This is a genomic window from Vibrio sp. M250220 (assembly GCF_036533795.1).
In the GTDB taxonomy this organism is placed as follows: domain Bacteria; phylum Pseudomonadota; class Gammaproteobacteria; order Enterobacterales; family Vibrionaceae; genus Vibrio.
On record NZ_JATABI010000011.1, the window covers coordinates 26,758 to 42,179 of the forward strand.

Annotated in this window: 13 protein-coding genes; 3 read left to right on the forward strand and 10 right to left on the reverse strand. The window is 46.3% G+C overall.

What is annotated here, in order from left to right; translation table 11 throughout:
• Window positions 1–159: 159 nt before the first annotated feature.
• The 3 genes from QTN94_RS06240 to QTN94_RS06250 are packed head-to-tail and all read right to left on the reverse strand — an operon-like array spanning window position 160 to window position 3,738.
• Window positions 160–900, reverse strand: a complete 741-nt coding sequence (locus QTN94_RS06240; RefSeq protein ID WP_331427205.1) for a type 1 glutamine amidotransferase — start codon at window positions 898–900, stop codon at window positions 160–162.
• Window positions 901–907: 7 nt separating this feature from the next.
• On the reverse strand, window positions 908–2,404 hold the full coding sequence (locus QTN94_RS06245; RefSeq protein WP_138970548.1) for a CoA-acylating methylmalonate-semialdehyde dehydrogenase: 1,497 nt from the start codon (window positions 2,402–2,404) through the stop codon (window positions 908–910).
• 2 nt (window positions 2,405–2,406) lie between these two features.
• Complete coding sequence (locus tag QTN94_RS06250) at window positions 2,407–3,738, reverse strand: aspartate aminotransferase family protein (RefSeq protein ID WP_331427206.1); 1,332 nt, start codon at window positions 3,736–3,738, stop codon at window positions 2,407–2,409.
• 244 nt (window positions 3,739–3,982) lie between these two features.
• On the opposite strand from QTN94_RS06250, the gene QTN94_RS06255 reads away from it, so the two are divergent.
• Window positions 3,983–4,531 (forward strand): cupin domain-containing protein, encoded by a 549-nt coding sequence (locus QTN94_RS06255; RefSeq protein WP_269375072.1) that lies wholly within the window; start codon window positions 3,983–3,985, stop codon window positions 4,529–4,531.
• Window positions 4,532–4,546: 15 nt separating this feature from the next.
• Window positions 4,547–6,034 (forward strand): aldehyde dehydrogenase, encoded by a 1,488-nt coding sequence (locus QTN94_RS06260; protein ID WP_331427207.1) that lies wholly within the window; start codon window positions 4,547–4,549, stop codon window positions 6,032–6,034.
• A gap of 98 nt (window positions 6,035–6,132) precedes the next feature.
• Here QTN94_RS06260 and QTN94_RS06265 read toward each other — a convergent pair whose 3' ends face one another.
• From QTN94_RS06265 to QTN94_RS06295, 7 genes are all read right to left on the reverse strand, one after another.
• Window positions 6,133–6,675: a cupin domain-containing protein gene (locus QTN94_RS06265; protein WP_269375074.1), complete on the reverse strand. Its 543-nt coding sequence runs from the start codon at window positions 6,673–6,675 to the stop codon at window positions 6,133–6,135.
• A gap of 128 nt (window positions 6,676–6,803) precedes the next feature.
• A complete protein-coding gene (locus tag QTN94_RS06270; protein ID WP_138970553.1) occupies window positions 6,804–7,646 on the reverse strand; it encodes an ABC transporter permease subunit in 843 nt (280 codons plus the stop codon).
• Window positions 7,646–8,560, reverse strand: a complete 915-nt coding sequence (potH, locus tag QTN94_RS06275; protein ID WP_331417418.1) for a putrescine ABC transporter permease PotH — start codon at window positions 8,558–8,560, stop codon at window positions 7,646–7,648. Before potH ends, QTN94_RS06270 begins: the two co-directional genes overlap by 1 nt.
• The gene (gene potG / locus QTN94_RS06280) at window positions 8,557–9,699 is read right to left on the reverse strand and encodes a putrescine ABC transporter ATP-binding subunit PotG (protein WP_331427208.1); all 1,143 of its coding nucleotides are present in this window, start codon (window positions 9,697–9,699) and stop codon (window positions 8,557–8,559) included. The genes potH and potG overlap by 4 nt, the downstream gene beginning before the upstream one ends.
• A 48-nt stretch (window positions 9,700–9,747) precedes the next feature.
• Window positions 9,748–10,857, reverse strand: coding sequence for an extracellular solute-binding protein (locus QTN94_RS06285; protein ID WP_331417417.1), 1,110 nt, complete (start codon window positions 10,855–10,857; stop codon window positions 9,748–9,750).
• A gap of 44 nt (window positions 10,858–10,901) precedes the next feature.
• Entirely contained in the window at window positions 10,902–12,251 is a 1,350-nt protein-coding gene (locus QTN94_RS06290; RefSeq protein WP_331427209.1) for an aspartate aminotransferase family protein, read from the reverse strand.
• Between the two features lie 113 nt (window positions 12,252–12,364).
• The gene (locus QTN94_RS06295; RefSeq protein WP_331417415.1) at window positions 12,365–13,696 is read right to left on the reverse strand and encodes a glutamine synthetase family protein; all 1,332 of its coding nucleotides are present in this window, start codon (window positions 13,694–13,696) and stop codon (window positions 12,365–12,367) included.
• A gap of 320 nt (window positions 13,697–14,016) precedes the next feature.
• Here QTN94_RS06295 and QTN94_RS06300 point away from each other — a divergent pair, with 320 nt between their 5' ends.
• Window positions 14,017–15,411, forward strand: coding sequence for a glutamine synthetase family protein (locus QTN94_RS06300; RefSeq protein WP_331417414.1), 1,395 nt, complete (start codon window positions 14,017–14,019; stop codon window positions 15,409–15,411).
• The last annotated feature ends 11 nt before the right edge of the window (window positions 15,412–15,422 follow it).

Below are 15,422 nucleotides of genomic sequence, written 5' to 3' on the forward strand. Positions count from 1 at the left end.
TCACTCCGCGCCTGAGCGCAGATTCCCAATAAGTCAGCTCAGAATCAACCATTTCCAATAATTTCTTGGGACAACCAATACCTACAAAGTGTCAGTAAAACAAAAAACCTACCAACTCCGAAAGTTGATAGGTTTTTAGGTTACCACTAAGACGTAAAGTTATAGCACTTTATGCAGCTTATGAGTCCGCTCTGCTTGCTCCGCCATGGTTAGGAACGAATCAATCCAATGGAGAATCAGTGCCGAATCTTGTGGTTGTTCCAGTTGACGCAAAGCTTCATCAGCCTTTTTAGTACCAATGATTTCGCGACGCTTTTCAACCAGCTTGCCAGTGAACTCTTTACTAAACTCAGGGTGCCCTTGCACAGTAAAAATGTGGTTGTCTTTCACCAGCATAAAATTAGGACAAAAATCATTACCTGCGATGACCTTAACACCTTTAGGAACTATCACCACTTGGTCCTGATGACTGACCAGCATACGCACGCTATCCATGGATAGGTTCATCCACTTCTTCTGCGCGTTTACATTGACAGGGTAACTACCCAGTCCCCAGCCTTTTTCAGACTTCATCACGGTGCCACCGAGTGCTCTAGCAATAACCTGATGACCAAAACAGATACCGACTAATGGTCGACGAACAGCCTCACATCGTTGAATCCACTCCATGAGACCAAGGATCCAAGCATCATCATCATAAGCATTGTGAACACTACCTGTAATGATAAAACCGTGGCATTCGTCAAGGCACGGCAGCACCCCCTGAGTTGCATCAAAATCAACAAACTCAAACTGATTGTTCACTTCATGGAGAGAAGCGGCAATCATATCGAAGTACTGACCGTGGAGGTCTGACAACGGTGGGGCTACGTGCCCACAAGTAATGATTCCTATCTTCATTGTTCACCTATTTCATGGTTGGCATAACAAATTCACTATCCCTTTGACCTCTAGGCCAACGTGCTGTCACAGTCTTCATACGTGTGTAGAAACGTACGCCATCATTGCCGTGAACGTTGAGTGGTCCAAAGATTGAACGCTTCCAGCCACCAAAACTATGGAACGCCATTGGCACTGGAATTGGAACATTTACACCTACCATGCCAATTTCAATCTGTTCTGTAAAGTTTCTCGCCGTATCGCCATCACGAGTAAAGATCGCTGTCCCGTTTCCAAACTCATGTTGGTTAATCATATTAACGGCATGCTGGTAATCATCGGCTCGCACTACTGAAAGAACGGGACCAAAGATCTCTTCTTTATAGATGGTCATGTCTTCCGTCACGTTGTCAAATAGCGTACCACCGACGAAGTAACCAGGAGAACCGGCATCAAAGTTACGCCCATCAACAACCAGTGTCGCGCCTTGATCTACACCTGACTGAATGTAGTCAACCACTTTATTTTTGTGTGGCTCACTGACCAAAGGACCCATTTCATTTTCAGGTGTTACACCAATACCTGGGCCAACGCGTAGCGCCTCAACCTTCTGTTTAAGTTTTTCGACTAAGCGATCTGCAACCTCATCACCCACCGCTACGGCAACCGAAATTGCCATACAACGTTCACCTGCCGCACCATATGCCGCGCCCATAATCGCGTTTACAGCCTGATCTAAATCAGCATCTGGCATCACAACTAAGTGGTTTTTCGCGCCACCTAGCGCCTGAACGCGTTTACCATTTGCACTACCTTTTGCATAAATCGCTTCAGCAATCGGCGTTGAACCGACAAAACTCACCGCTGCAACATCAGGTGATTCAAGTAGCGCATCAACGACTTCTTTGTCGCCTTGGACAACATTAAATACACCGTCTGGTAGACCTGCCTGTTTGAGAAGATCCGCCAACACCATTGCTGCACTCGGATCTTTTTCTGACGGTTTTAAGATAAAGCTGTTACCGCAAGCCAACGCGACCGGAATCATCCAAAGCGGAACCATAACTGGGAAATTAAAAGGGGTGATACCAACACAAACACCCACTGGCTGCATCATTGAATAACTGTCAATTTCACGACCAACATTAAGTGAGTGTTCACCTTTCAACAGGTGCGGAATGCCACATGAGAACTCAACAACTTCGAGACCTCGAGTCAGTTCACCCAGTGCATCGCTGTGCACTTTTCCATGTTCTTGCGTGATCAAGGTCGCCAAGCTATCTGCGTTGTCTTCTAATAGCTGCTTAAACTTAAACATCACTCGCGCACGCTGGAGTGGCGGTGTCGCTTGCCATTCAACCTGTGCCTTTTTCGCTATTTGAACCACCTCTTCAGCTTCTTGGGCTGTAGATAGCTGCACTTGACCACGTCGCTCTCCCGTCGCCGGATTAAAAAGATCCGCGCTACGAGTGCTTTTACTTTCAACTACCGATCCATTTATAAAGTTTGAAACTAAAATCGACATAATTATTCCTTGTATTCAATCGTGCTCAGCACATCACTTAAGATATTAAACAGTTCATCAATATGGTGTTTCTCGATAATCAGTGGTGGCGACAGGGCAATGATATCCCCTGTGACACGAATCAACGCCCCCTTCTCGTAACATGCTTGGAAAACTTGGAACGCTCGCGAACCCGGCTTTCCGGCAATGCTCGATAACTCAATACCAGCAACCAATCCATAGTTTCTCAGGTCAATAACATGCGGTAGCCCTTTTAGGCTATGCACTGCATCTTCCCAGTATTGGGAAAGTTCTGAAGCGCGAGTATATAAGCTCTCTTGACGATAGATATTAAGCGTCGCTAATCCCGCTGCGGCAGCCACTGGATGACCTGAATAGGTGTAACCGTGGAACAACTCTATCGACTGACTCTCTGGGCTTACCATCGCATCGTAGATTTCATCACGAACAAATACTGCGCCCATAGGAATTGCACCATTGGTTAATCCCTTAGCACTGGTGATGATATCTGGAATCACATCGAATTCTTGTGCAGCAAATGGACTACCAAGGCGACCAAAGCCAGTAATTACCTCATCAAAAATGAGTAAGATACCGTGCTGGGTACAGATCTCTCTTAGCTTTTTCAAATAGCCTTTTGGCGGCAAGATAACCCCAGTGGAGCCTGCGATTGGTTCTACGATCACAGCGGCGATATTGCTCGCATCGTGAAGCGTGACAATATTTTGCAAGCTTTCTGCCCAACCCGGATCATATTCTGGCAGACCACGGCTAAACCCACTGTGTTCAATACTGAGAGTATGAGGAAGATGGTCTACGCCAGTCAGAAGGCTACCGAAGGTTTTGCGGTTATTGACGATTCCCCCCACGGAAATACCACCAAATCCTACCCCGTGATAGCCTCGTTCACGCCCAATCAGTCGCGTTCGCGTCCCTTGACCAATTGTACGTTGGTATGCCAAAGCAATTTTCAATGCGGTATCAACGGATTCCGAGCCTGAGTTAGTAAAAAAGACTTTGCTCAGCCCTGCTGGCGCTATCTCCGCAAGCTCTTCAGCAAACTGAAATGGCAACGGGTGGCCCATCTGAAATGTCGGCGCAAAATCTAGGTTGTGGATTTGCTGACTCACGGCCTCGCTGATCTCTCTGCGTCCATGTCCTGCATTACAACACCATAGCCCTGCTGTACCGTCGAGCACTTTTCGGTTGTCGTCTGTGCGGTAGTACATCCCCTCAGCTGACACCATCATCCGTGGTGATTGTTTAAACTGCGAGTTGGCGGTAAACGGCATCCAAAATGCGTCTAAGTTGTGTGTTTTTGCGAGATCCTGCATGTGCATTTCCTCAATCAATGACTAAGAGTTTGTTGTCTGTGATATCGATCAAAGCGTTTCTTTTAATAAACGCCTAACCATAATGTTAAAAGTGTGTTATAAAATACTTAACAAAAACGACTATAGCGTGGAAATTTACGCCATGCAATGTTTAAATTTTAAACGTTACAGGTCGAATGTGATGAAATAAACATCAAAATGTGTTTAATTTAATAATCATAGATGTTTTAGGAGGATTCATATCATGGATACAGAAATCGGCACTCGTTTTAAAGCTTTACGCGAGAAAGCCGGATTATCTCAACGAGAGTTGGCAAAGCGTGCTGGAGTAACAAATGGCTTCATCTCTCAAATAGAGAATAACGCGGTCAGCCCATCCGTCGCCTCTTTGAGCAAGTTACTGAGTAAGATACCAACCTCTATGGCGGAGTTTTTCGCTATAGACGATCCACAACCTGAACAGTTTTACACTCGCAAAGAGGAACAACCAGAAATTGGCCAAGGAGAAATTAGTTATCGACAAGTCGGACATTTCCACGGTGATCGTCATATAGGTATGCTGAGAGAAACTCTCAAACCGAATGCTGACACCGGTGAGGAAATGCTCACTCACGAAGGACAAGAGTGTGGTGTCGTTGTTCAAGGCCAACTTGAGCTGACCGTCGATCTCAATACCGTTACCCTCCATGTAGGGGATGGATACTACTTTGATAGCACCCGTCCTCACCGTTTTAGAAACACGGCTGAAGAAGACTGCGTCATCATTAGCGCGAATTCACCAGCAAGCTTTTAAGGATAAGGCAATAATATGGATACTATGTACTGGCAGAACAAGGCAGAGACGATCAAGTTTTCGACTCAGGCGTTTATCAATGGACAGCTACAAGACGCAAAAAGTGGTGAAACGTTTGAGGTCATTAACCCTGCAACCGGCCGTGTTCTCGCCTCTGTGGCACGATGTGATCAACAGGATGTCGACCTCGCCGTCGCAGTTGCACGCCAAACTTTCGAAAGTCGTGTATGGGCAGGGCTTGCACCAGCGGAAAGAAAGGCCATCCTTTTAAACTATGCTAACGAAATCGACGCTCACCAACAGCAGTTTGCTCTTTTAGAGTCACTGGACATGGGGAAACCAATTGGTGATGCTATCGGTTACGATGCGCCTGCGACAGCTCGCTGTATTGCATGGAATGCAGAAGCCATTGATAAAATGTATGACGAAGTTGCCCCTGTAACAGAAGGCGCGCTCGCTCTCGTGACCAGAGAAGCACTTGGTGTCGTCGCTGCTATCGTTCCTTGGAACTTCCCGACAGTGATGGCCGCATGGAAAATCGGTCCCGCTCTAGCAACGGGCAACTCCGTCATCATTAAGCCTTCAGAGAAATCGCCACTGACGGCGATCTTACTCGCTGAGCTTGCCAAAAAAGCAGGCATCCCTGATGGCGTGTTACAAGTCTTACCAGGCTTTGGACATGAAGCAGGCCAAGCGCTTGCACTGCACAACGATGTCGACTGCATCACCTTTACGGGTTCGACCGCTGTTGGTAAGAAGTTACTTGCATTTGCAGGTCAATCAAACCTTAAACGCGCCTTTATGGAGTGTGGTGGTAAGAGTCCTCATATTGTCAACCACGATGTTAAGAACCTTGCTAAGGCTGCGGCGACTGCCGTTTCTGCCATTTGTTACAACCAAGGGGAAGTATGTACTGCTGGGTCCCGTTTATTGGTTCATTCTTCCATCAAGGATCAATTCATCGAACTGCTGCTCGAAAACGTCAAGAATTGGCAACCAGGCGATCCCCTATCAGAAACGACCCGTGTGGGCGCAATTGTCGATGAATCACAGTTCAAACGTGTTCTAGAGTATGTCGACATCGGTCAACAAGAGGGGGCGAAATTGATCAGTGGTGGTCAGCCAGTGCGTCAGGAAACGGGGGGCTACTTTATCCAACCAGCGATTTTTACAGAAGTCACTCGTGATATGCGCATTTTCCAAGAAGAAATTTTTGGCCCCGTTTTGTGTGTCTCGACGTTCGACACGATAGAAGAAGCCATTGAGCTCGCCAACGACAGCGATTATGGCCTAGCCGCAGGTATCTGGACTGCCGATATTTCAACCGCTGTACGCTGCTCAAGAGCACTTCGTGCGGGTACCGTATTCGTCAACAACTGGGATGGCGGTGATATGACAATGCCATTTGGCGGCTATAAACAGAGCGGTAACGGCCGTGACAAATCACTTCATGCACTCGATAAATACACCGAAATGAAGTCGACATGGATAGAGTTGGATTAACGCGAACCGTCTCTAGAATGACAAAGCCTGTGATACCTTTTTCAAGGGTATCACAAGACAATCATGAGGTTCGGTTGAGTAGAAATATAGAAATGGCTTTAGAAAGTGGGTGGCGTAGCCGCACTAATCAGTTCACATTCAACTTTGCCTCGGTTTCTAAAACGATGAGGCTTCTTGGTTTCAAAGTAGTAAGAGTCGCCTGCTTTAAGCAGTTGCGTCTTACTTCCGACAGTTATTTCAATTTCACCACTAATGATTATCCCGCCCTCTTCACCGTCATGCTGCAAGAAGTCCGGTCCAGTATCCGTACCCGGTGGATAAAACTCGCGCAAAATCGCCAGTTTTCGCCCCTCACGCTTGGCCCCAACCAGTAACATCTTAATTGTGCCGTCACCAAGGTCCGCCATTTGCCCGAGTGTAAAAAAGATTTCATCTTTTGCCTCGATTTCTATGGTGAAAAACTCTCCCATTGAGATTGGAATAGCATCGAGAATTTTCTTTAGTGACCCCACAGATGGGTTAACGAGATTCTGCTCAATCTGGGAGATCATTGAGTTGGTGACACCGCTGCGCTTCGCTAACTCTCTTTGAGAAAGCCCGCGCATCGTTCTTATTGTTTTTAGTTGTTTCCCAACATCCATGGCCTATCCTCTGAAAAAGTAATTGCAACACTAATGACACAAATTGACTATCAACGCGCAAAATTAAGCCAACAATTATAAAGAAAGGTGATGTCATAGCAAGCTATACCACACCACCTTGAACAGCACTATTGAGCAGCAAGTTTCATCTCAAGTTGCCGACGTTTTTCTGCTTTCGCCATCACCCACCAAGCGACAAAGGTTGCACACGCTACCGCCAATATGATGAGGGTCGCTAGAGCATTGATTTTCGGGCTGACCCCTAAACGAACGCTGGAGAACACCACCATAGGTAAGGTTGTAGCACTTGGCCCTGAAACAAAACTCGCAATAACTAAATCATCCAATGACAATGTGAATGCCAGTAACCATCCAGCGAGAATTGCTGGTGCGATAGTGGGTAAGGTGATTTGGAAGAAGACTTTCCAAGGCGGCGCCCCAAGATCCATCGCCGCCTCCTCAATCGAGCGATCCACTTCTTGTAGACGAGAGCTGACTACAACGGTGACATAAGCCGTACAAAAAGTCACATGCGCTATCCATATCGTCAACATGCCTCGCTGTGAGAAGATGTCGAACACTTGCCCTAGCGCTATAAAGAGCAATAGCAAGGATAAGCCGGTAATCACCTCTGGCATAACCAGTGGAGCGGTGATCATGAAGGCAAAACCGGTTTCACCTCTGAACTTACCAAACCGGTTTAAGACAAAAGCAGCGATAGTACCAAGCACAACAGCTGCGCTGGCTGACAAGAAACCGATCATCAGGCTAAGTTTGACCCCTCCCATCAATAGGTCATCTTCGAGAAGCTCAAAGTACCATTTGATTGAGAAACCTGACCAAACCGTTACCAATCTGTTTTCGTTAAACGAATAAATAATGAGGATTAGAATCGGTAGGTATAGAAACGTAAGACCTGCCGCGAGTATCGCCCACTTCCATTTGGTTTTATATACAGGAATCGCATCCATTAGTTTGCCTCCAACTCACGTTTCTGATAACGGTGGAACCACAGTATCGGAATCATTAACAGTAACAACATGACAATGGCCACTGCTGACGCCACGGGCCAATCTCGATTATTGAAAAACTCTTGCCACAAAACTTTACCAATCAATATCGAATCAGGCCCACCAAGGAGCTCAGGGATAACGAACTCACCCACAGCAGGAATAAACACTAACATCGAGCCAGCAATGATCCCCGCACGAGTGAGTGGGACAAGAATGCTAAATAGGGTCGTGTATGGCTTCGCTCCTAAATCACTAGACGCTTCGATCAACGAATAGTCGACGCGCATTAAAGCGGTATAGATAGGCAAAACCATGAAAGGTAGGTAGGTGTAAACAATCCCTATGTAAACTGCAGCATCGGTATGAAGTATTTTTAATGGCTCATCAATGGCTCCTAACGACAGCAGCACATTGTTAAGCAATCCATTATTTTTGAGGATGCCTATCCACGCATAAACTCGAATCAAGAAACTGGTCCATGACGGTAGAATGATTAGCATCAGTAAGATGTTTCGAGTCGCTGGTGTTGAGTGAACAATCGCCCAAGCGATCGGGAAACCAATCAACAAACATAAAGCCGTCGACACTAGTGCGATGCGGATCGATTGTAGATATGACGAGATATAGAGATCGTCTTCAACAAGATACTGGTAGTTACCAATATTGAGCAGCAACTGCATTTTCTGTTCTGCATAACTCCACAGCTCACTGTATGGCGGGATAGCAATTTGTGCTTCGGCGAAACTGATTTTGAACACAATAAGAAAAGGTAGCAGGAAAAACAGTAACAACCACCCATAGGGAATCGACAGCAATAGACACTTTGGCGTCGGAACCACACGCCAGAAGTTCAATTTGGCATGAGTTTTCATATCTTAAGTACCACGCTACTTTCTAATTCCCAGCATAGGTTGACCCTTTGCTCCCAAGTCGGCATTTCTTTGCGATGACGGCTAGTGTTTTGCAAAGTGGCGGTCACCAATTTACCGCTTTCTAAACGCACATGGTAAATCGACTGATTGCCCATATAAGCGATATCTTCAACAACACCAGAGCAGGAGTTCTCTGCGTTGGATGGTTTGTCGCACAGCATCATCTTCTCGGGGCGTATTGCGATATAAACAGGAATCCCTGGAGCGCCAGATACACCGTGTGCAATTCGGATTGGAGAAGGGAGATCCGGTGTAGCAATCGTTGCGCTGTCTTTGTTGTTGGTCGCGAGAACACCTTCAAATACGTTAACTGAACCAATGAATCTAGCGGTGTATCTTGAGTTAGGGTGTTCATAAATGACTTCGGGAGAACCGATTTGAGCAAACTGACCTTTGTTCATGATGGCAATGCGACTCGCCATCGTCATGGCTTCTTCTTGGTCATGTGTCACCATGACACATGTCACGCCGACGCTCTCAAGAATATCCACAACCTCAAGCTGCATTTTTTCTCTGAGGTTTTTGTCCAACGCACCCATTGGTTCATCAAGAAGTAGTAACTTAGGTTTCTTCGCTAGGCTTCTCGCCAAGGCCACCCTTTGTTTCTGTCCACCAGATAGCTGATGTGGCTTACGATTGGCATAGTCTGTCATCCTCACCAACTCAAGCATGTGTTTTACTGTCGCGTCGATCTCTTTGCTTGGCATGCCATCTTGCTTTAGCCCGTAAGCTATATTTTTGGCTACCGTCATATGAGGAAATAGAGCGTATGATTGAAACATCATGTTGACTGGACGACGGTACGGCGGGACATTCGCTAAGTCTTCACCATCGAGTATAATTTGCCCTTCCGTAGGCTGTTCAAAACCCGCTAGCATTCTAAGTAGTGTTGATTTGCCGCAACCCGAGGCACCTAATAAGGCAAACAACTCACCTTGGTTGATGGTCAGGTCGACATTATCTACCGCAACATGGCCATCAAAGTTCTTAGTCAAACCGCGTATTTCTAACAAGGGTTTAGGCGGTTTAGATTTTGTATGGCTATGCACTAGCTCGGTTTCAATAGACATCACACTCATATCTTTCTCCCTACAGCGGCGAGCACCCGAAAGTGCCCGCCTTACAACTTAGTTTTTAATAAAGTCAGTCCACGCACGTGTAATAGTTCGTGAAACCTTATGCGGCAGCATTTTCGAGCTGTACAACTTCTCTTGTGCCTCTGGCGTAGGGTAGATACCCGGATCGTCTAGTATCTCCTGATCGATAAACTCACGAGACGGGACATTTGGATTCGCATACCAAACGTAGTTACTAATTTCTGCGATAACTTCAGGACGCAGCAGGAAGTTGATGAACAAATGCGCATTTTCTGGATGTTTCGCCTCTTTAGGAATCGCCATCAAATCGAACCAAGCAAGCGCACCTTCTTTTGGAATTGAGTAAGAAATTTCGACTCCATTGTCCGCTTCTGCCGCACGATCTGCCGCTTGAAGAACATCGCCAGACCAACCGATAGCGACACAGATATCGCCATTTGCTAAGTCATTGATGTATTGAGATGAGTGGAAATATGTGACGTAAGGACGAATGTCTTTCAACAATGCGAGTGCATCATTCTTGTAGTCATCCGCATTAGTACTGTTTGGATCTTTACCTAAATAGTTAAGTGCCGCCGCCATAATTTCGGTTGGCGCATTCAAGAAGCCCACACCACACTGAGCTAGCTTCTCCATATTTTCAGGCTTAAACACCAACTCCCAACTGTCGACAGGGGCGTTCTCACCAAGTGCTGCTTGTACTTTTTCTACGTTGTAACCGATACCTGTGGTACCCCATAGGTAAGGAATCGCGTACTCATTGTTCGGATCAACCGTATCAGCCAGAATCGACATCAACTTAGGATCTAGATTTTTGTAGTTACTCAGCTTGCTTTTATCCAGCTTCTGAAATGCACCCGCTTTAGCTTGACGTCCAAGGAAGTCATTACTCGGCACGACAAGATCAAATCCTGTGTTGCCTGAGAGAATTTTCGCTTCCAACACTTCGTTAGAGTCGAAAACGTCGTAAACCACCTTAATACCTGTCTCTTGTTCAAACTTGGTAATCGTGTCTTCCGCGATATAATCTGACCAGTTATAAACGTTAAGAACTTTCTCTTCGCCAGCGTGCACTAATGCCGGTGCAGTAACCATTGCTGCTCCCAGCGCCATGCCGATATATGATTTTAGTTTAACCATTTGGATCTCCGTTCCTCTTGCTTGTTGCTCGTGTACGTGACCGACTAAGACTTGACGTCCGCCAATGTGTTATCTAAAGCTTGTTTCGCTTTAGTGACCAGTTGATCGATTTCATCCTTGCTAATGATAAGTGGTGGCGAACAGATCATTGTGTCTCCCACCGCTCGTAAAACGACGCCTGAATTAAAGCAGTGCTCACGACAGCGAGTACCGACTTCTAGCTCTTTATCAAAACGCTGATTGGTCTCTTTATCCGCTACCAATTCGATAGCACCAACCAGACCCTTGCAACGGGCTTCTGCCACCAATGGATGCTGTGCAAGCTCGCTCCAACGCTGAGCAAAGTATGGGGCGGTCTCTTCTCGAACCTGGTTGACGACATTAAGGCGTTGCATCTCTTTGATGTTGGCAATCGCTACCGCACACGCTGCTGGGTGCCCGGAATAAGTAAAGCCATGAGCAAATTCCGTATCAGCATCGGTGAGAACTTTAGCGACGTGGTCACGGACCATCACACCACCTAGAGGCAGATAGCCTGAAGTAATACCTTTAGCCATACACATCAAATCAGGTTTGATATTGAAGGTCTGGCTGGCAAACCATTCACCTGTGCGTCCAAAGCCACAAATGACTTCATCGACGATCAATAGGATTTCGTATTTGTCACAAATACGTTGAATTTCTGGCCAATAGCTATCTGGCGGGATAATCACGCCGCCCGCCCCCTGAATCGGTTCGGCAATAAAGGCAGCAACATTATCTTCACCTAACTCAAGAATTTTGGCTTCCAATTGGCGAGCACGCTCTAGACCAAACTCGTTGGCATCTTGCCCCTGACCTTCACCAAAGTGATAAGGCTGATCGATATGAACGATATTGGGTAGTGGCAAACCACCTTGCGCATGCATAAACTTCATACCACCCAAACTCGCACCTGCCATGGTGCTTCCATGGTAAGCATTGTTTCGGCTGATCACAGTTTGTTTGCTGGCTTTGCCTTTGCTTGCCCAGTAGTGCCTTACCATGCGCAGTACGGTGTCATTACACTCAGAGCCAGAACCAGTGAAGAAAACGTGGTTCATTCCTTCTGGCGTGATTTCTGCCAGTAATGTTGATAATTCTACCGCCGGTGGATGAGTAGTTTGGAAGAACAGATTGTAATAAGGTAGCTCCTTGAGCTGCGCCGTTGCAGCATCAATGAGTGGTTGACTGCTGTAGCCAAGGTTTACACACCAAAGCCCAGCCATACCATCAAGAATTTTGTTACCGTCCTCATCGTAAATGTAAACGCCCTCAGCTTTAGTAATGACGCGAGAACCTTTTGCATTTAATGACTTAAAGTTAGTAAAAGGGTGCAAACAATGTGCACTGTCTTGCTCAATCCATGTAGACATAGTTAACTCTCATCTTTTTCAGATATCGAAATAAACTCGGTAAACTGACCACAAACTAGCTCACCTTGTCTCAAGTCACCTGGCCAATAATGCCAAGTGACTCGAGTCATGATTTACACGTTCAATAATAGGAACTCACGCTCCCATGAACTGATCACTTGGAAAAACGTTTTGTATTCTTTGCGCTTAATGGCGACATAAGCCGCTACAAAACGATCGCCTAAAATTTCACGAAGCTCATCACTCTGCTCCAATAACACCAGTGAATCTTCCAGCGTATGTGGCAGAGAATAGGGTTGAGTTGTCATATCACCTGTACATTCTGGCGTTGGTGTGAGCTTCTCTTTCATGCCCAAATAACCACAAGCGAGGGTGAGTGCCATCGCCAAATATGGATTAGCATCAGCTCCCGCATAGCGGTTCTCGATTCGACGAGAATTTCTATCTGAAATAGGTACTCGCAATCCAACGGTGCGGTTGTCCACCCCCCAAGCTACGTTGGTAGGCGCAGATTCACCAAATACCAAACGGCGGTAGGAGTTCACATTCGGCGCAAAAAACGAAATTGCGGCAGGCGTGTATTTCTGCATACCAGCGATATAGTTCATGAAGAGTTCACTGTTAGAGCCATCATCATTCGCAAACAGGTTCTGACCGTTGTCATCCACTAGACTCTGGTGAATATGCATCGCACTACCTGGCTCATTTTCCATTGGTTTTGCCATAAAGGTCGCATACACATCATGTTTTAATGCCGCTTCACGTACCGTACGCTTAAACAAGAACACTTGGTCAGCTCTATCCAGTGGCTCACCGTGGTCAAAGTTGAGTTCCATTTGCGCGGCACCAGATTCGTGCACCAGGGTGTCAACATCCAACTCCTGTACTTCACAATAGTCGTACATATCTTCAAAAATTGGATCGAACTCGTTTACCGCATCAATACTGAACGACTGACGCGCGGTTTCTGGACGACCGTTACGACCAATTGGCGGTTCAAGTGGGTAGTCCCAGTCGAGGTTTTTCTTAACGAGGAAGAACTCCAACTCTGGTGCAACAATAGGATTCCATCCCTCTTTCTTGTAGAGATCTAAAACGCGTCTTAGAACGGCACGAGGCGAGATATCTACTGGATCACCACCCACGGTGTAACAGTCGTGGATGACTTGAGCTGTGGGTTCTTTAGTCCAAGGAACAAAACGAATCGTATCCGGATCCGGTTCTAGCAGCATGTCTTTCTCAGTCAGGTCAATCATGCTTTCATCATCAGGCCAGTCACCGGTTACCGTTTGGAAAAAAACCGCTTCGGGAAGGCGCATTCCTCCCTCTCGAAGAAACTTTTTGGCGGGCATGATCTTACCTCGCGCATTACCAGTAATATCAGGTATGAGGCATTCCACCTCAGTAATCCTATTACTCTCAATCCATTTCGTTATCTTTTCCATGATTTATTCACCTATTGTTTGACGACAATTTTGTCCGCGACTGGGAATAGAATTGACCTTGAACTGGTCAAATGTCAACCACGAATGTTAATTATTTTGATAATTTGATACTTATATTTTACAAATAATTAACAACAGTGTTGTGTTTTACTAAACGTTGTGTAAGGGTAATACCGTGCGTTGGATGTTTTTTCATCACTATTAAGTAGGAATGTTATCGACGAAATATGGCTAACGTGTTACCGAACACGCTAAGGAAAGTAAGGACGCACTTGCCTATTCCCATAAGCGGTAATCAACTGAAAGGAAGCGAATTAACAATGAACGAGCTAGTCAAACAAGCCATTGCGACCACTCACGATGCCTGCTCAGTTTCCAGCAATGCTGACGCCATCGTGCAATTCATCCGCGAAAACTCCAACGTCACCACCGTCGATTTAATGCTGTTTGATATTAACGGTGTCATCCGCGGCAAAAGAGTGAATGCCTCACAACTGGATAAAATTGCCGAGCAAGGCATATGCTTACCCGCTTCTGTTTTCGCCCTCGATATATGTGGCGAAACCGTCGAAGAAACAGGGCTAGGATTTGAGCAAGGTGATGGAGACAGACTCTGCATGCTGGTTGACAGTTCATTGCAACTGACGCCTTGGCTTGAGAACAGTGCTCAAGCCATTGTTACCATGTATGAGCCCGACAGCCAGCAGCCCTTTTTCGCCGATCCTCGTCACGTCCTTCAGGGGCAATTAGACAAATTCACTCAACGTGGCTTAACCCCGTGCATCGCGATAGAACTTGAGTTCTATCTGCAAGACGTTAAACCCGATGCAGACGGACAACCACAGCCACCTATCATGCCACTCAGTGGTGAGCGAATGACGCAAACTCAAGTCTATTCACTTGATGAGCTTGATGAATTTAAGGCATTTCTTGACGAAGTCTTAGCGACATGTGAAATACAAAATATTCCAACAGACAATATCACCGCCGAATATGCTCCAGGCCAGTTCGAAGTTAACTTGCGCCACTGCGAGGATGTGCTTTTAGCCTGTGACCAAGCAATGCTGTTGAAAAGAGTCATACGCGCCGTTGCAAAAAAACACGGATTCTATGCCAACTTCATGGCTAAACCCTACACAGAGCACGCAGGTAACGGCTGCCACGTCCACGTTAGTCTGCTCGATCGCGACGGAGAAAATATCTTCGCTGACGATCAGAATACCCTACTTCACGCCATTGCAGGCATTCTCGACCATATGGATGAAAGCATGGCGGTCTTGGCTCCAAACGCTAACTCTTATCGACGCTTGCAACCGAATATGTTTGTCCCACTCCAAATGACTTGGGGATGGGATAATCGTACCGTCGCAGTTCGTGTTCCCGCCGGTGAAAATAGTAATCGTCGAATTGAACATCGACTTGCAGGTGCTGATGTTAACCCATACTTAACGACCGCTGTCATTCTCGCTTCTATGTTAGATGGCATTGAGAAGCAGCAACTTCCACCAGCACCTATTGAAGGTGATGCCACACTTGTCGACGCACCAACGGTTCCGACCTCTTGGCAAGCTGCACTCGAACTATTCGACCAGAGTCTGTTCTTGAAAGAGCAACTTGGAGAACAGTTCTGCAAAATCTATTTGGCAAACAAGCAACATGAGCAGGAGCATTTTTCCGCTCAGGTATCACCACTCGAGTACCAATGGTACAAGTAAGTTCAACTTTA